Genomic DNA, 16,801 nt, shown 5'->3' with positions numbered 1-16,801 from the left:
CGCGGATCCGGCGCCGTCGTCATCCCCGGGAGTGATGTTCCGAACTGTTCACCGGGACCGCGGTACCGGGCCGGATCCCGGATCAGACCGCGGCCGCGTGCTCCCTGCACGGCACGGCGACGCAGTCCGCGCAGACCACGTCCTGCCGGCGGCACGACGGATCCGGGCAGTTCGCCGTGCGGTTCGTGGCGGCCCCGCAGCCGGCGCACACGCCGATCACGGCGGCGTGGTCGGAGAAGTCCACGGATCCGCGTCCGTCGAACACGTACAGCGAGCCGTCCCACAGCCCGTCGTCACCGAACCGCTCGCCGTAGCGGACGATCCCGCCCTCCAGCTGATACACCTCTCCGAAGCCGCGCGCCGTCATCAGGCTCGACAGCACCTCGCAGCGGATCCCTCCGGTGCAGTAGGTCACGACCGGGCGTCCCTTGAGGTCGTCGTAGGCGCCGGAGTCCAGCAGCCCCACGAAATCGCGCGTGGTCTCCGCATCCGGCACGACGGCTCCGCGGAACCGGCCGATCCCCGCCTCGAGGGCGTTGCGCCCGTCGAAGAACACCACCTCGTCGCCGCGTTCGGCGACGAGGTCATGCAGTGCATCCGGGCTGAGCCGTGCGCCGCCGCCGACGACCCCGTGCTCGTCGACGCGCAGCTCGCCGGGTGCGCCGAACGAGACGATCTCGTCGCGCACCTTGACGCTGAGCTTCGGGAAGTCCGCGCTGTACCCGTCGGCGTCGACCGCGGTGCCCTCGCTCCACTTCACGTCGGCATCGCGGAAGGGGGCGTAGGAGCGGAAGGAGCGCAGCCAGGTCTTCACCGCGGGGAGGTCGCCGCCGAGCGTGCCGTTGATGCCGTGCGGCGAGATCAGGATCCTGCCGCGCAGGTGCAGCGCCGCACACAGGTCACGCTGCCAGAGGCGGAGCGCCTCCGGGTCGGCGAGAGGCGCGAAGGCGTAGAACAGCACGATCTTCGGGGTGGGCACCAGGAGATTCTAGGCGCGCGCCTCGGCGCCCGCGGCGGGGCCGAGGGTGCCGAGGGCGACGGGGTTCAGTCCGCGAGGTCGAGGGCGGCGCGGACGATGCTGTCGACGTCGATGCCGTGATACCGGTACACGTCGTCCAGATCGCCTGCCTGCCCGAACCGGCTGACGCCCAGATGCCGCGCCGGCACCCCGCGTACTCCGGCGAGGAAGGCGAGCGCGTGCGGGTGCCCGTCCAGCACGGTCACGAGCGGAACGGCGCGCTCCGCCGGCAGGATCTGCTCGAGGATCCAGCTGTCGGCGTCGCCGTCCCCGTCGCGGGCGCGCAGCGCCTCGAAGAGCAGGCCGGGGCTCGTGACGCACACGACGTCGGCGGCGCACCCCTGGGCCTCGAGCCGCTCCGCCGCGGCGCATGCCTCCGGCACCATCGCCCCCATGACGGCGATCGTCACGCGCGGCGCCTCGGCCGAGCGCAGCCGGAAGCCGCCCGCGACGACCTGGCGCCGCCGGCGCTCCCGGGCCGCCGGGTCGGCGGGGATCGCCGCGAGCGACTGATCGACGGGCTTGGTCGACAGGCGGAGATAGGCCGACCGCCCGCCCGGACGCCCCATCTGCGCCATGGCGGCGAGGAGCGTCCATTCCACGTCCTGCACGAAGGCGGGCTCGTAGCTCGTGCATCCCGGCTGCTCCAGGCCGATCGACGGCGTCTTGATGGACTGGTGCGCGCCGCCCTCGCCGGCGAGGCTCACCCCCGACGGCGTGCCCACCAGGATGGACTGCCCGCCCGCGTAGATCCCGTACGACCAGGGCTCCAGGGCGCGCTCCACGAACGGGTCGTAGAGCACGCCGATCGGGTAGAGCGGCTGCCCCCAGCGGCTCCATGTCGCGCCCAGCTCGCCGATGAGGCTGACCAGGTTCACCTCCGCGATGCCGAGCTCGATGTGCTGCCCGGTCGGACGCTCGCGCCAGTGCATGATCGTCTCGCCGTCGTCGTCGAACCAGTCGGGCCGGTCGTCGGTCGACCACACCCCGACCTTGTTGAGCCACCCGGCGAGATTGGTGCTGGAGCTGACGTCCGGGCTCGCGGTGACGACGCGGCGCGCCACCTGGGGCGCGGACCGGGTGAGATCGAGCAGGACGCGCCCGAGGGCGGCCTGGGTGGTGCCGGCCCCCGCCGGCGTGCGGCCGAAGTCGACGGGCACCGGGTGCTCCGCGGCCGCCGGCACGGCGGGTCGGCGGAGACGCTCGGCGGTCTGCGCGCAGAGGGCGCCCTCCGCGGAGCCCGCCGCGAAGCGCCGCCACGGCTCCGCCGGATCCTCCCCCAGTCGCTCTGCGAGCTCGGCGTACTGGGCCGCGGTCAGCAGCGAGGAGTGGTTCTGCGGGTGCCCCTCGGTCGGCAGGCCGTTGCCCTTGATCGTGTAGGCGATGATCACGGTCGGCCTCGTGTCGTCGATCCGCGCGAACGCCTCGCGCAGCGCCTCCAGATCGTGGCCACCGAGGTTGCGGATCGCCGCACGCAGCTCGTCGTCTCCGATCCCGGCCAGCAGCGCACCGATCGCGGCCGCATCGGGCCCCGTGCCCGGCAGGCGCCGGCGCAGCTCGTCGACGGGGCAGCGCAGCAGTCGCTGGTACTCCGGATTGGGCATGTCGAGGATCCGGCTGCGCAGCACCCCGCCGCCCTCGCGGGAGAAGATCTCGTCGAGGAGCCGCCCGAAGGCGACGGTGATCACCTGCCAGCCGACCGCCGCGAACATGCGCTCGAGCTTGCCGGCGGCCATGTCCGGCACCACCCGATCCAGGGACTGCCGGTTGAGGTCGACGATCCAGACGATCTCGCCGAGGTCGTGCACGTGCGGATCCAGCAGCGCCTCCCAGACCGCACCCTCGTCGAGCTCCGCATCTCCCACCAGCGAGTACTGCCGGCCCTGCGGGGACTCCCCCGACAGCGAGGAGGCGTAGCGGCGGGCGATCGCGCCCCAGATCGGTGCCGTGGCGCCGATCCCGACCGATCCCGTCGAGTAGTCGACGACATCGGGATCCTTCGTACGGCTCGGGTAGCTCTGCACGCCCCCGAACTGGCGGAGGGCCGTCATGTGCCGCTCCTCGAGGTCGCCGAGGAGGTAGTTGATGGCGTGCAGAACGGGCGAGGCGTGCGGCTTCACCGAGACGCGGTCCTCAGGACGGAGCTGCTCGAACCACAGCTCGGTCATGATGGTCGCGATCGAGGCGCTCGAAGCCTGGTGGCCGCCCACCTTGAGCCCCGAGGGGTTGGGGCGCACGCGGTTCGCGTGGTGCACCATCGAGGTCGCGAGCCACAGCACGCGCTGCTCGATGCGGGTCAGGGCGGCGAGCCGGTCGTCGGTCGCTACGGCGGGCGCGGTCGCGGTGGGCGGGGTCATCGGGATCCTCCTCGGGACGGGTGCGCGGCGTCCTCGCCGCACCGTCGATGCCGGCCCTTGTGGGGTCTCGCGCCGGCCCATCCGTCACGGACCGGGGCGAGGCATCTGTTCAGACGCAGATTGTCGCCTCATTGCACCAGCGTCGCATCACCCTGACAATAGATCGATCCGCCGTTGATCAGATCAATCAAAATCGACGCACTTCCAAGATGGGACGTGATCAGGATGACTCCTCGCGCCGACCGCACCGATGCCACCCTCCTGCGCCAGCTGATCCGCTCCCCCGCGGCCACGATCGTCGCTCTGGCCGAGGCGACCGGGCTCGCCCGCAACACGGTGCGATCGCGCCTGGACCGCTACGAGCGCGACGGGGTGCTGCGCTCGCTGGAGCGCCGGGTCGACCCGGCCTTCCTCGGCTACCCACTCGGCGCCTACATCCTCACGCGGGTCACCCAGCGCAAGCTCGACAGCGTGGGCGTGGAGCTCGCCGGCATCCCCGAGGTGATCGAGGTGCTCGGCCTGTCCGGCGTCTCCGATCTGCTCATCCGGGTCGCCGCCCGCGACACCGACGACCTGTACCGCATCGCCGGACGGATCCTCGACGTCGACGGGGTCAAGCGCACGAGCACCGGCCTCGTGATGCGCGAGATGGTCCCCTATCGCGTGGCCCAGCTGCTCTGAGCGCCGGAGGACCCCGGGTGCGCGGCGCGCGTCACGTCTTCCGGTGGGCCGTCGACCGCCGCCGCGCCCATGCCCCGGCGGATTCGCTCGACAGCGCGAGCAGGGCGAGGCACTGCAGGCAGGCCGCCAGCAGCGTGCCGTTGAACCCGAGCGCCGTGCGGCCGTCGAGATAGTCGATGGCGGTCGACAGCACGCCGATCGCGAGCAGGACCATGAGCACCGCCCGGGAACGCCTGCCCCGGCGCAGCACCGACCAGGCCATGAGCAGCTGAGCGATCGAGACGACCGCTCCGAACCCGATCACCACGAGCAGCACCGTCGCCTGGTCGGCCGGGCCGTCGGCCAGGAGCCGGCGGATGTCGGCATCCGTCGCCATCCCGATGACGAGGCCGCCGAGGTCGAGCAGCGCCCCGAGCACCACGACGCCCACCGCGAAGAAGGTCGACAGCGGGGCGCGCCGGATCGAGCGCTCGGCCGTGGTGCGCAGCGACTCGCCGTGCCCCTCCCCCGGAAGGACGGCGGACCGGGAGCCGCCGGGAGCGGCGGCCGGATCGGCGTCCTCCGGGACGACCACACGGGTGACGTCGAGGATGGGCAGGTCGCCGTCGGTGATGAACCGGTCTCCGCCGCCGTTGCGGGAGTGGTAGCCGGTGGTGAAGTCGTGCAGCTCGCGCACCCGCACAGCAGGGTCGGCATCGCGCGCGCTCTGCACCACGAAATCGCGCTCGATGTCGGTGTTCTCGTCGATGCGGTGGGTCACCTGGAGCGTGAAGAGGCTCAGCCCCACATCGGTGTCGTAGGTTCCCGCACCGAGCCAGTCGGTCTTCGCCCCGCCCGGTAGGAGCCACCCGGGCGGGCAGTGCCAGAAGCGCACGTGATGGCGCTGCTTGGGGTTGCCCGCGACCTCTTGCTGGTAGGCCACGTCATGGCGTCGCCCGAAGAGCATCAGCGGCGAGACGGGCGCGGTCGGGTAGCTCCTCCGGGTGAGCGTCGAGACGATGATTCCCCACGTCGACGCGGCGGTGATCTCGTCGGCCCGGTGCCAGCCCGCCCGGGTCATCACGTCGTCGAGCTGGGCCGCGGTGCCGTCCACGCCGAGGTTCACGGGATCCCCGAGCAGCCCGTCGGCGGTGCGGGTGCGCCCGAAGAAGTAGTCCGGCACGTAGAGATCGCTCAGCATCCGGTGCAGGCGCGGGAGCACGAGGTAGGCCATGATCGCCCACACCGGGACGAACAGCAGCACCGACCATGCGTAGCGGAACGTCTGCAGCGAGATGATCACCGCGAGCCAGACGGCCGAGGCGGTGCCGACGAGGAAGGCGAACCGGTCGAAGACCGTGGACGACGGCAGCGGCTGCTGCATCTGCAGGGCCCAGCGCCGTCTCGACGGATGCTCCCCGTCGGCGTGCTGCGAGTCGGTGCCGGTCACCGTCGTTCTCCTTCGCGGTCGTCCTCATCCTGGCACGGGCGCCCGCTCTCCGGGGCGCTCCGCCCTGGTCCGGATCACACCCGCGGATCGGATAGACTGATCAGGTTGTCCTCCTGGTGACGTGTCCGAGCGGCCGAAGGAGCACGCTTGGAAAGCGTGTGTTGTGCAAGCAACCGCGGGTTCGAATCCCGCCGTCACCGCCAGATCGAAGGCCCCGACTCCCCAAGAAAGCCGCTGGGGAGGCGGGGCCTTCGTCATGAGCCGGACGCGCCTCGCCCGCCCCCGGCCGCCCTCTGTTCGCCATGGCTTTCCGGGAGCTCGGCGGAGCTCTCGGGCCGTCTCGTTACACTCCGTCTCATGACGCAGATCATCGGCCGCCCCCGCGATGAGACTCTTGAACACCGGATCCTGGACGCGACGGAAGCGATCCTCCTCGAGGGCGGCTATGCGAAGCTGACCATAGACGGGATAGTGAGCCGAGCCGGAACTTCCCGCCCTGCCTTCTACCGGCGCTTCACCGGAGTGCCTGCACTACTGCTCGCGATGCTGTTCAGGAAGTTCGGGGAGACGCCGCGGGTGGACACCGGAACACTGCAGGGAGACTTGCTCGCAATTCAGCGGGAGCAAGCACGTGTTTTCAACAACCCCCTCGTGCGAAGGTGCCTTCTTGGCTTTCTGGACTCTTTGCTCACCGATGAGGAGCTGACCGAGACCTTCGTGTCGGGGTTCTTCGGGCCCCGCCGCGCGGCGACACAGGAGGCGATTGTTCGCGGCATAGCTCGCGGCGAGGCCGCAGACGCATCAGACCTGGACTGGGTATGCGACCTGCTCTCGGGGCCACTGATGATGCGCGCGACATTTCCGCACATGGGCCCGATCGACGACTCGGTCGTCACGGGAACCGTGCGCGCCGCGTTGGTGGAACTCCAGCTTCCCGCGGCGGGCTGAACCCGCGTATCGCAGAAACGCACCCTTGTCAGCGCGCAATCGATCAGTTACGTTTCGTATGTGAACGTAACTGATCGATTCTCCGCCGAACCCTCTCGGTTCACTGCGGAGGATCGGCCGTTCGCCGTTCTGGTCCTGGGCGCTATGGGAGTTCCGGCGGGCTACTACGACAAGCTCCTGGGCAGCTTGCGAGCTGAGGGGATGCTGGTCGCCGTGCTCCCCTGCGAAAGTCACAGCACCGACGCCAGCAGATCACCCCGAATCACGGGGTATGCGGAGTTCATCGAAGAGCGAATCCCCGAGGCATACGACGAGCTGCAACGGGAAGCTCCATACGCGACCATCGCGTGCATCGGGCACAGCCTTGGCGGTCAGCTCGGCCTTGTATCTGCGAGCAGGTACTTCCCGGACACGCCATTCGTTCTCGTCGCGAGCGGTACCGCCTACTATCGATCGTTCCGTCGTCCGCGACGGTGGATCTACCTCGCAGGTTCCCAGACGATCTCGCTGGTCGCGCGCCTGTGGGGCAGATGGCCCGGGGACGTGCTGCGCTTCGGCGGAGTGCAGTCGGCGCCGTTGATGCACGATTGGGCAGCGAATGTGCGGACCGGGTTCTACCGTTCGTCCCACGCCACCTTCGACTATGAGGAATCTCTGCGGGCGTTTCGTGGACGAACTCTGACGATCCACATCACTGCTGATCGGCTCGCGCCGGTGGACGCGACACGGAGATTGCTCGGGAAGACGCCGCAGATCAACGCATCATCGATCACTTACCGAGCCGACCGCGGGACTTCCCGTCCCGGAAGCCATTTCACATGGGCTCGTGATGTCCCAGGACTCGGCAAGGACATCGCGACCTGGATCAGGCAGACACCACACGATCGCTAGCGCTTGAACAACTTGGGGGGTTGATGAGAAGCACGCTGAAGGGGAAGACGGCAATCGTCATCGGAGGGGGGTGGTCGGGGATCGCGGCAGCAGCGCACCTGCGTCAAGCGGGAGTGCATGCGGAGATCGTGGATGAAGGCGATCGCCTCGGTGGGCGCTCGAAGGGGCAGATGCTCGGTGACCGCATCGTCACGCTCGGCGGGAAGAACATCGGCAAGAAGTACTCTCGGTTCCGATCGTTCGCGGCCGCTCATGGCGGAGGCGGCTGGGAGCATTTCGGAATCAGCACCTCCCGGATCCGCAATGGCAGGGTCGCCCCCCTCGAGGGCACCCGGCGCGGAAGGGCGACACTGAGCATCCTCGCCCGGGCCCGCCCCAGCGACACGATCCGCCTCGTACGATACGCCCGCTCGATCACATCTGATGACGCCAACCGCTACCTGGACGGACCTGCGTTCGCGCGCATGACGCGTACCCGCGATCGATCGCTGTCCGAGGTGTTCGGCCGAGCAGTCCTCGCGGAACTCATCAGACCGATGACGGTCAGAATGAATGGCGCTGAGCCGAATGAGGCCTACCTGGGAAACCTGGGCACCAATCTGGCGCTCGTCCTTGACGACTTCGACCAGTTGACCGACGGGTTCGAGCCGGTCCTCGATGAGTTCACACGTCGAACGATCGTCCACACGAACACGCGCGCGATGGAACTCGTGGTCGACGGGGGACACATCAAGGGCGTGATCGTGTCCAGGCAAGACTGCGGGAACGCCATGCTCGAATCCGACATTGTGGTGCTCGCGGTTCCAGCGGCGATTGCGGCTGACCTCGTGCGGTCGCTTGATCCACGCACCGCCCAGGCCCTGAGCACCGTGCCTTATCATCCCGTGGGAGTGGTGATCGTCAAGTACGACCGCGACATCTTCGGCAGCGTCGGTCGAGCACTCGTCTTTCCCGAGGGGCATCGCATCAGCAACGCCGGCGCCTACGGGAAGAACGACCTCCGCACCATCCGCTACACCTTCAGCGGACGCGCGGCACGACCGCTCCTCCGATCCAAGGCGAGCGCGGAGACGCTCCTCGCCGTGGGCGAACGCGAACTCGACGCTGTGTTCCCGATCTCCCATGCTCGTGCCCTCCACACGGTGTCGGAGGTCTGGTCGAACGGTCTCTGCTCATACGGCCCAGACCACGGCGCCCTCACCCGAGCACTTACCGCAACCAGTCGGACCGTTCGAGGCCTCGCCTTCGCCGGCGACTACGTAGCCGGAGCGTCGATCGAGGCATGTTTCGTCTCGGCCGAACGAGCGACGACCACTCTTGCGGCAACGATGGCGGAACCCGAATGAGCAGCATGGACATCGCTCCCGCCGATACGTTCACCTTTACGAGAACCCTTGACCGCGTTCTCGTAAATCGGCGATCCGTGGCCGAGGTGTTCCTGACCGATTTCCATCCCGTCAGCGACGATGAATGGATTGTGGGCGCGCAGCTACCGCTCGGCCATGCATATTTCACCGACCATCTGGCTGCGAAGTTCTATGATGTCCTGCTCATCCTCGAATGTTGTCGGCAAGCAGGGACCTATGGTGGCTACACCCAGTTTGGGAGCCCGCGTGACACGATCAACATGGTCTCGTCTCTGCGCCTCACGATCAATGATCATGAATTGCTCCAGATCGGCCGAAGCCCGGGCAAGCTCGTCATCTACGTGCGGGCCGTGGATGTCATCCGAACCGGGGGCCGCACCAGGAGCGCAACGCCGCAGATGACACTGTTCCTGGACGGGAACCGGCTGGGCTCCGCTTCCATCCCGGTGGTCCTCGCCACGCCGAAATTGTTCCAGGCTCTCAGATCACGAATGCGACAGGGTGCCCCCGCCCTGACAAGCGAGCTCGTCATTCCCGACGCCGAGCGCGTCGATCCCGCTCGGGTGGGAAGAGAGCGAGCCGCGAACGTGCTGCTCGCCGATGCGCACCGAGGACCTGATCATGTTGACGCACTTCTGTCACTGAAGCCGGACAACTGCAACATCCTCGACCACGACTACGACCACATCCCGGCGATGGCCCTCGTCGATGCGGGCCTGCAGCTCATGACCTGGGATACGGATGTTCCGAGAAACCGGGTGACCGGCGTGAGCGCAGCTTTCCGGCGCTTCGCAGAGGTCGACGCCCCCGTCGCACTCCGTGGTCGCTCGAAAAGCACTTCGACATATGAGGTGCTTTTCATACAGGAGCGACGAGAAACCGGAGCCGTGCGCATCCAGGTCGACACGAAGGACCGCGAAGGGGGGAACCTCGATGCACACCTCTAGGGACGACGACCGTTGCGAACACGCTCGGCACCACGACTGCCAGTGTCATGACTGTAAAGGGACGCTTCACAAATGGGTCGGCCTCCTCGAACTAGCGGAAAGAAAAGGAGCCCAGGGGAAACGGGGACGTGCAGCATGGGTTGCAAAGCGCGAAGCCGCCTGGGCGAAGCGGCTCGCCATCGTCGGTCGCCAGCAAGCGGTGGTGGAGGGTCGTCGGGATAGGCTTCGGCAGGCCAGTTCCCAGGGATACGCCGGAGCCGAGAGAGCTCTGCAAACGAGCCTCAAGACGCTCAATGCGCGCTGCCGGGCCTCGGGCCCAGCCGCGTCCGATCTCGTTGCGGCACGACTCATGAGCTGGCTCGTCGGTAACTCGCAAGCCGAAGAGCGAACCAGGGTGAAAGTTGCGCTGTGCATGCACAGCGAGTTCGTCATCGAAGCACTCGGCACCATCAGCGGGAACGCCGGCGACAACAAGTACTGGTCCGGTGTCGCCGGAAGCCACCTCTGGTGCGGATTGCTCGCGGGCATCGCCTCGACGATTGAGAGTTCAGAACCATCGAGGATCGGGAAAGGCCTGAGCCTGTTCTTCCGCTCTCGGCACGGGGCGAGCTTCGATGCAGAGGAGCACGCTGCGATTCATGGCGCAGTCATACGAGCATGGCGGGACCAGGAAGGCCGGGCTTCTCGCGGGTCGGCGCAGCTCCGTCGCGCACTCCAGATCGCAGGTGTTCTCATCTGTCCAGCGCCCGAAGCACACCAGGAGCTCCTGCATGCAGCCCTTGTCCCGCTCGTCCGATCGCTGATTCGGACCGAGAGCGAGCAAGAGGCGCTGCTCGTCGTGCTCGAAGCGCAGCGGGGCAGCATCCCACTCGCCCTCGAGTGACGAAAGTAGCGCGAGGCGCTCGAGCGCACCGCAGCACGCAAACACCTGCGACTGGCATCGGAGCATCGCTCCCTAAACCAAGGATCAGCACATGGATCGACGTGACTACCGCATCTCTCTCGTGAACTGGCGCACAGCCGTGATCACCCTCGTTGCCGCAGTGATCGGAATCGGAGGAACCGTTCTGACGGGAGTGCTACCGCTGATTGACGACGTCTCCGATCGTGACGGTGTCATCGCTAAGCGCGACCAGACGATCGACGACCTGCATCAACAGCTGGAGTCAGCCAACGCCAAGCTGGAATCGCGGCAGGAGAGAATCGACGCTCTCACGAAGGAGAACACTGAGCTCCGGGCTGCTCTGCCCTATACGGTCTCCGCGGAGGACGTACACAACATTCGAGCGACGGCGACGATCACGCTGGCCAAGCAGGGCGACACGATCGACCTCAACTCGACGCTGCCGAACCTCCGCGCCGATGGCTACGTGTGGCAGGACTCGCTCACGTACGACGGCAAATCCCTGGACCTCGGCAGCGGAGTATCCACGCGAGTCCTCGATTCCGGAGTGGCGACGTACGCGACCTGCGCGGCTACCACAGGATGGAGCAAATCGTCCGCCCTGGATCCTCACACTCTGCAGGAGCCGGTGACCTGCATACGGCTGGCCTCTGATCGTTACGCCACGATCCAGGTGAGCACGTATGACGAAACCAAAGCGGTCGTCGTGATCACCGTGTGGGAGTGATACCCGGCACCATCGTCTGACATCTTCGGTCCCTGCGTCCCCGCCGACGGGCGAGATCCGACGTGGGAGGAGCCGGAACCCGGATGACCGCTCCGACCGCCGTGCCCGATGGGCCGACGCTTCCCGTCAACGTCACCCGCTGTCAGGCCGAGGGGATCCGGATCCCGTAGGTGGTGCTGCCCTCCCCCGAGGCGAGCTCGGTGAAGCCGAGCCGTTCGTAGAAGGCGCCGGCCGAATGGTTGTCGGCGTTCATCCCGAGGTGCAGCCCGGGCACGCCCCGACGTCCGAGCTCGGCGAGCAGGGTGTCGATGAGCCGGCGGCCGAGCCCCTGCCCCTGGGTCTCCGGCAGCAGGTCGATGTGGAGGTGCGCGGGGTACTCCCGCACGATCGCGTCGTCACTCGGCGCCTGCCGGTCGCCGTATGCGATGAAGCGGTCCTGAGCGGTGGGCTCCTGCGCACCGGAGCGGCGATAGCGGTCGCGGCGCGACGGCCACCACTCGTCGCGGAACCAGCCGGCGAAGGCGTTCGTGTCGTCCGTGGCGACCACGTAGCCGATCACCCGCGCGTCGTCGGACTCGACCACCCAGCACAGCCCGGGGTCGCGGCGCGCATAGGGCACCGCGAAGAGGTCGCCCCAGAGGGCGTCGTCCTCGAGCATGCCGGTGGCGTCGGCACCCACGTCCGCGGTCCTCACGCACACGTCGTACAGCCCGTCGACGTCGTCGGAGCGGAACGGTCGGATGCGTGCCACGGAGTGCCCTTCGATCGGCGTCCCGGACGCGCTGCGGCGCCCGGAGACCAGCGGATCCTCTCAGCCTAGCGAGGCGGATCCGCGCTCCGGCCGTCTCCCGCCTCGAGCATCGACGGCAGGCGGACCCAGCGCCACAGCGCGGCTGCGAGGAGCAGGGCCGCCCCCGCGCCGATCAGCGCGCCGCCGACCGTGTCGCTGAACCAGTGCACGCTGAGCACGGTGCGGGAGAAGCCCATCGCGACCGCCCAGAGGGCGCCGCCGATCGCGACCCACAGCGACGGGAACAGGAACCAGAGCACCACGGCGAGCGTCGCGGCATTCGAGGTGTGCCCGGAGGGGAAGGATCCGAAATCCGAGGCGATCAGCAGATCCTGCGGCCGGTCCCGGCCCAGCGCCCTCTTCACGAGCTGGACGATCCCGGCGCTGAACGCGAAGGCCGCGAGCGCGAACACGGCGCCGCGCCAGCCGCGCACGATCCACGCGAGGAGCGCGATCAGGAGCGGGGTGAGGATCGTCGCGACCCAGCCCCCTCCGAGCACGTTCATGACCAGCGCCCAGCCGGTCAGCGCGGGGTTGCGCCACTCGACCATCTCGAGGTTCCAGGCGTCGTCGAGCGAGACGATGAGGCCCGGTGCGGTCGCCAGGACGACCGCCGTCGCCAGGGTCACCGCGACCCCGACGAGACCGAGGACGAGAGCCAGCCGACGCGTCATCCGCCCATTCTCCCCCGATCCGCTCCCGGAACCGCGCCGGCCGTTCCGAGAGCCCGCCGAAAGGCCGGATCCCGGACGCGGGTGGCACGGACGAGGCCGGCGCCCGCGACGTGCGGGCACCGGCCTCGGCGATGGTGCGGTGATCAGCCCTTCGTCGCGCCGGCCAGCAGACCGCGCACGAAAAAGCGCTGCAGGGCGAAGAACACGATCAGCGGGACGATGATCGAGATGAACGTTCCCGCCGACTGCAGGTACCACTGATTGCCCCAGGTGCCGGACAGCGAGTTCAGCGTCTGGGTCAACGGCAGTGACGATTCCGGCGCGAAGATCGTCGCCACCAGCAGGTCGTTCCACACCCACAGGAACTGGAAGATCGCGAACGACGCGATGGCCGGCATCGCGAGCGGCAGGATGATCCGGAAGAAGATCTGCCCGTGCCCGGCGCCGTCCACGCGGGCCGCCTCGACGACCTCACCGGGGATCTCCGAGATGAAGTTGTGCAGCATGAAGATCGCCAGCGGCATCGCGAAGATCGCGTGCGCGATCCACACCGTGGCGAAGCTGTGGTCCACATCGCGCAGGGTGAAGCCGGGGAAGATCTGCGTGCCGAACAGCGTGAGCCCGCGGGAGAACAGCGACAGCAGCGGCACCAGGGCCATCTGGATGGGCACGATCTGCAGCGCGAACACGAGCACGAACACGAGGTTCTTGCCCTTGAAGTTCATCCACGCGAAGCCGTAGGCGGCGAGCGATGCGATGAAGATCGGGATCACCGTGGCCGGGATCGTGATGGCGAGCGAGTTCACGAACGAGGCCCCGAGCGTCAGCGCGGTGCCTCCCGAGTTCAGCGCGTCGGCGTAGTTGCTCAACGTGAACGACGGGTTCACGAACACGGTCCACCAGCCGGTGCTGTTCGAGTCGGCTCCGGGGCGGAACGACGTCACGAAGAGCCCCAGCGTGGGGATGGTCCAGAAGATCGCGATGATCACCGCCGCGATCGTGGCGCCGCGCGACGTGAGCCGCTTCTGCGCGGTGGCCTCGTTGCGGCGGGTGTCGCGTGCGACCTGGCGCGCGCTGCGGTTGTCGGTGACGACTGCCTGCGTCGCACTCATCAGCGGATCTCCCTCTGCTTGGCCATCTGCCGGGCGTTGTAGATGATCAGCGGCAGCACGAACAGGAACAGCACGACGGCCAGCGCCGAGGAGTGCCCGTAGCTCTGGAAGCGCTGCTGCTGGTTGACCATCTCGAAGCCGAGCACGGTGCTGTTCGCCCGGCCGCCGGTCATCACGGCGACGATGTCGTAGACCTTCAGCGAGGCGATGGTGATCGTGGTGAGCACCACGATCAGGGAGGAGCGGATCCCCGGAACCGTGACGTTGCGGAACCTCTCCCAGGCGTTCGCGCCGTCCAGGGACGCCGCCTCGATCTGCTCGGTCGGAACCGCCTTGATCGCCGCCGACAGGATCACCATCGCGAACCCGGTCTGCGTCCAGATGAAGACGATGAGCAGGCAGACGGTGTTGACGAGCGGGGTCGTGTCGAGCCAGGAGACCGGCTTGCCGCCGAACAGCGTCACGATCGCGTTCAGCAGGCCGATCTGGTCGCCCTGCCGGAAGTCGTAGATGAACTTCCAGATGATGCCGGCGCCGACGAACGAGATCGCGACGGGCATGAACACGAACACCTTCAGGATCTTCTCGCCCCGCGCGCGGTCGATGAACACCGCGTACGCGAGCCCGAAGATCGTCGACACGATCGGGGCGATGAGCGCCCAGATCAGCGTGTTGATCACGGACCAGAACCCCTCCGGGTTCGTGAACACCCACTGGTAGTTCTCGAGGGCGACGAAGTCCTTGCCCGTCTTGTCGAAGAAGGACTGGATGATCGTCGAGACGGCCGGGTAGATGAGGCCGATGATCAGCAGCAGGGTGGCCGGGGCCATGAACAGCGTGAGCTGGAACAGGTAGCCGGATCCCTCGCGCGCACGGTAGTCGGCGAAGAACAGCAGGCCGCCGGCGACCAGGGCGATGATCATGACGTACACGACCGCGTTCTGATACGGACGCAGCATCATGAACGCCAGCACCGGAATGGCGAAACAGGCCACGAGACGCAGCCAGAAATAGCCCTTGCCGTGCCTCGGCGCGTACTCGATGAGCACCAGCAGCACCCCGGCCACGATGCCGAAGACGACCAGCACCAAGGGGATCTGCAGCAGCGGGTTCAGACCGCCGAGCCAGACGAAGAAGCTGTTCAGGGAGAAGCCGAGCGAGGTCGGCTTCGGGCTCTCCGCCGGACCGCCGGCGATGAGAGCGATGAAGATCCCGATGATCAGGATCGCGCCGACGATGTAGGCGCCGACCGTGACGGATCGGGAAGCGGTGGTGCGGCCGGAGCGCACGGACTCGGTCTTGCGATCGGATCTCGCGGTCTCGGTCGCTGTGGTCTGCGACATGTGGAGCCCCTTCCGGGTTCGACGATGAACTCTGTCAGGAATCTGCCCGATGACGACTGCGGGGCCGTCCGCGATGATGCGGACGAGCCCCGCAGCCCTACGGGGGTGCTGCTCAGGCTAGTTCTTGTAACCGGCCTGGATGTCGCTCAGCACCTGATCGGTCGGCTTGCCGTCGATCCAGCTGACCATGCCCTTCCAGAACGAGCCGGAGCCGACGGTGGCCGGCATCAGGTCGCTCGCGTCGAAACGCAGCGTGGTCTTCGGATCCTGCAGCGTCTTCATCGCGTCCTGAAGGAACTCGCTGGAGGCGAGCGAGGCGTCCGCGTTCTTGTTGGCGGAGATGACGCCGCCCAGCTTCACGCGGGCGTTCGCGAACTCGGGCGATGACATGAACTCCAGGACCTTCTTGGTCGCGGTGTTGTCGCTGAAGCCCGCGACGAACTCGCCGCCGCCCTCGATGGTGGTCTCGCCTTCCTTCATGCCGGGAAGCACGAAGGCGTACACGTCGCCGTCGGGCGCCACGGTCGGCGCCTTGCCGTCCTTGGTCTTCACGTCGAGGAAGTTCGACGAGAGGAACGAGGCCTGGTGCGTCATGAGGCAGGTGCCGTCGGCGACCTTGGCCGCGACGTCGGCGAAGGCGGTCGAGTTGATGCTCTTCACGTCGCCGAAGCCGGCGTTGACGTACTTCGGGTCGAGCAGGATCGTGCCGAGGGCGTCGAAGGCCTGCTTGATCTGCGGGTCGGTGAACTTCACGTCGCCCGCGACCCACTTGTCGTAGACGTCGGTGCCGCTCTGGCGGAGGACCAGGTCCTCGATCCAGTCGGTGCCGGGCCAGCCGGAGGCGTCGCCCGAGGCGAAGCCCGCGCACCACGGTGCGGCGCCGCTCTTCTCCTGGAGCGTCTTGGTGAGCGCCAGCAGGTCGTCCCAGGTCTTCGGCACCTCGACGCCGAGCTCCTTGAACTTGGCGGGCGAATACCAGACGTAGCCCTTGACGTTGGCCAGCATCGGAGCGGCGTAGAACTTGCCGTCGATCGTGCCGTAGGTCTTCCAGTCCTTGGACCAGTTCTTGTCGACGTTCGCCGCGACCTCCGAGGGGGCCTCCTTGACCTGGCCGGTGCCGACGAGGCTCTTCAGCAGACCCGGCTGCGGCACGATCGCGATGTCGGGGGCGCTGCCGCCGGACACCTTGGTGACGATGTTGCCCTCGAAGCCCTTGTCGCCCGTGTAGACGACCTTGATCCCGGTGTCCTTGGTGAACTGGTCGAAGGACTTGTTCAGCAGGTCCGCCTCGGATCCCGTGATGCCGCCGGAGATCTTGACGGTCTCACCCTTGCCGGACGAGTCCCCGCCCCCGGACGAGCCGCCTTCGGCACATCCCGCGAGCGCGAGTCCGGACACCGCAAGCAACGCCAGAGGCGCGATCAGGCGACGTCGCTGAGACATTCCCATACGTTTTCTCCTTCGAATTCGCGGGGTGGATTTCCCCAGCACTGGGGGCTCCTTCAGGAACCGCTTCCAGGCGACACTAGTGGGCTCTCCGTTACTTCCGCAATGCGGATTCGATCACAACTGGATAACCAGGCGTTTGCGCGGTGATTCCGGTGAGATCGATT

At 67.5% G+C, this 16,801-nt stretch carries 15 protein-coding genes and 1 tRNA gene; 8 read left to right on the top strand and 8 right to left on the bottom strand.

Annotation, left to right across the window (positions count from 1 at the left end):
- Positions 1–82: 82 nt before the first annotated feature.
- Positions 83–979 (bottom strand): rhodanese-related sulfurtransferase, encoded by an 897-nt coding sequence (locus tag J8G10_RS13860; RefSeq protein WP_251445979.1) that lies wholly within the window; start codon positions 977–979, stop codon positions 83–85.
- Between the two features lie 65 nt (positions 980–1,044).
- On the bottom strand, positions 1,045–3,375 hold the full coding sequence (locus J8G10_RS13855) for a pyruvate dehydrogenase (RefSeq protein WP_251445976.1): 2,331 nt from the start codon (positions 3,373–3,375) through the stop codon (positions 1,045–1,047).
- Between the two features lie 225 nt (positions 3,376–3,600).
- Between J8G10_RS13855 and J8G10_RS13850 the strand changes: the two genes are divergently transcribed.
- A complete protein-coding gene (locus J8G10_RS13850) occupies positions 3,601–4,056 on the top strand; it encodes an Lrp/AsnC family transcriptional regulator (protein ID WP_251445973.1) in 456 nt (151 codons plus the stop codon).
- A gap of 31 nt (positions 4,057–4,087) precedes the next feature.
- On the opposite strand, the gene J8G10_RS13845 is transcribed toward J8G10_RS13850, so the two are convergent.
- The gene (locus J8G10_RS13845) at positions 4,088–5,485 is read right to left on the bottom strand and encodes an LssY C-terminal domain-containing protein (RefSeq protein WP_251445968.1); all 1,398 of its coding nucleotides are present in this window, start codon (positions 5,483–5,485) and stop codon (positions 4,088–4,090) included.
- A 115-nt stretch (positions 5,486–5,600) separates the two neighbouring features.
- Here J8G10_RS13845 and J8G10_RS13840 point away from each other — a divergent pair.
- The 7 genes from J8G10_RS13840 (at position 5,601) to J8G10_RS13810 (ending at position 11,269) form a co-directional block, all read left to right on the top strand.
- A tRNA-Ser gene (locus tag J8G10_RS13840) sits at positions 5,601–5,688 on the top strand.
- Between the two features lie 154 nt (positions 5,689–5,842).
- Positions 5,843–6,433 (top strand): TetR/AcrR family transcriptional regulator, encoded by a 591-nt coding sequence (locus J8G10_RS13835; protein WP_251445965.1) that lies wholly within the window; start codon positions 5,843–5,845, stop codon positions 6,431–6,433.
- A gap of 60 nt (positions 6,434–6,493) precedes the next feature.
- A complete protein-coding gene (locus J8G10_RS13830; RefSeq protein ID WP_251445961.1) occupies positions 6,494–7,324 on the top strand; it encodes a hypothetical protein in 831 nt (276 codons plus the stop codon).
- Positions 7,325–7,347: 23 nt separating this feature from the next.
- Complete coding sequence (locus J8G10_RS13825; RefSeq protein WP_251445956.1) at positions 7,348–8,670, top strand: FAD-dependent oxidoreductase; 1,323 nt, start codon at positions 7,348–7,350, stop codon at positions 8,668–8,670.
- Between the two features lie 5 nt (positions 8,671–8,675).
- The gene (locus J8G10_RS13820; protein ID WP_251445953.1) at positions 8,676–9,638 is read left to right on the top strand and encodes an AfsA-related hotdog domain-containing protein; all 963 of its coding nucleotides are present in this window, start codon (positions 8,676–8,678) and stop codon (positions 9,636–9,638) included.
- 349 nt (positions 9,639–9,987) lie between these two features.
- Entirely contained in the window at positions 9,988–10,521 is a 534-nt protein-coding gene (locus tag J8G10_RS13815; RefSeq protein WP_251445949.1) for a hypothetical protein, read from the top strand.
- A 91-nt stretch (positions 10,522–10,612) separates the two neighbouring features.
- Positions 10,613–11,269, top strand: a complete 657-nt coding sequence (locus J8G10_RS13810; protein WP_251445945.1) for a hypothetical protein — start codon at positions 10,613–10,615, stop codon at positions 11,267–11,269.
- 142 nt (positions 11,270–11,411) lie between these two features.
- On the opposite strand, the gene J8G10_RS13805 is transcribed toward J8G10_RS13810, so the two are convergent.
- From J8G10_RS13805 to J8G10_RS13785, 5 genes are all read right to left on the bottom strand, one after another.
- A complete protein-coding gene (locus tag J8G10_RS13805; RefSeq protein WP_251445941.1) occupies positions 11,412–12,020 on the bottom strand; it encodes a GNAT family N-acetyltransferase in 609 nt (202 codons plus the stop codon).
- 65 nt (positions 12,021–12,085) lie between these two features.
- Positions 12,086–12,733, bottom strand: coding sequence for a phosphatase PAP2 family protein (locus J8G10_RS13800; RefSeq protein WP_251445937.1), 648 nt, complete (start codon positions 12,731–12,733; stop codon positions 12,086–12,088).
- A 143-nt stretch (positions 12,734–12,876) separates the two neighbouring features.
- Positions 12,877–13,845 carry a carbohydrate ABC transporter permease gene (locus tag J8G10_RS13795; protein WP_251445932.1) on the bottom strand — a complete coding sequence of 323 codons (969 nt, stop codon included), beginning with the start codon at positions 13,843–13,845 and terminating at the stop codon, positions 12,877–12,879.
- Positions 13,845–15,188 carry a carbohydrate ABC transporter permease gene (locus J8G10_RS13790; RefSeq protein WP_251445927.1) on the bottom strand — a complete coding sequence of 448 codons (1,344 nt, stop codon included), beginning with the start codon at positions 15,186–15,188 and terminating at the stop codon, positions 13,845–13,847. Before J8G10_RS13790 ends, J8G10_RS13795 begins: the two co-directional genes overlap by 1 nt.
- 117 nt (positions 15,189–15,305) lie before the next feature.
- Positions 15,306–16,637 (bottom strand): ABC transporter substrate-binding protein, encoded by a 1,332-nt coding sequence (locus tag J8G10_RS13785; RefSeq protein ID WP_251445924.1) that lies wholly within the window; start codon positions 16,635–16,637, stop codon positions 15,306–15,308.
- Positions 16,638–16,801 lie beyond the last annotated feature (164 nt).

It is taken from the genome of Microbacterium sp. USTB-Y (assembly GCF_023703415.1).
In the GTDB taxonomy this organism is placed as follows: Bacteria; Actinomycetota; Actinomycetes; order Actinomycetales; family Microbacteriaceae; genus Microbacterium.
The sequence above is the reverse complement of the archived record's forward strand: the minus strand, read 5'-3'. Positions and strand labels throughout refer to the sequence as shown.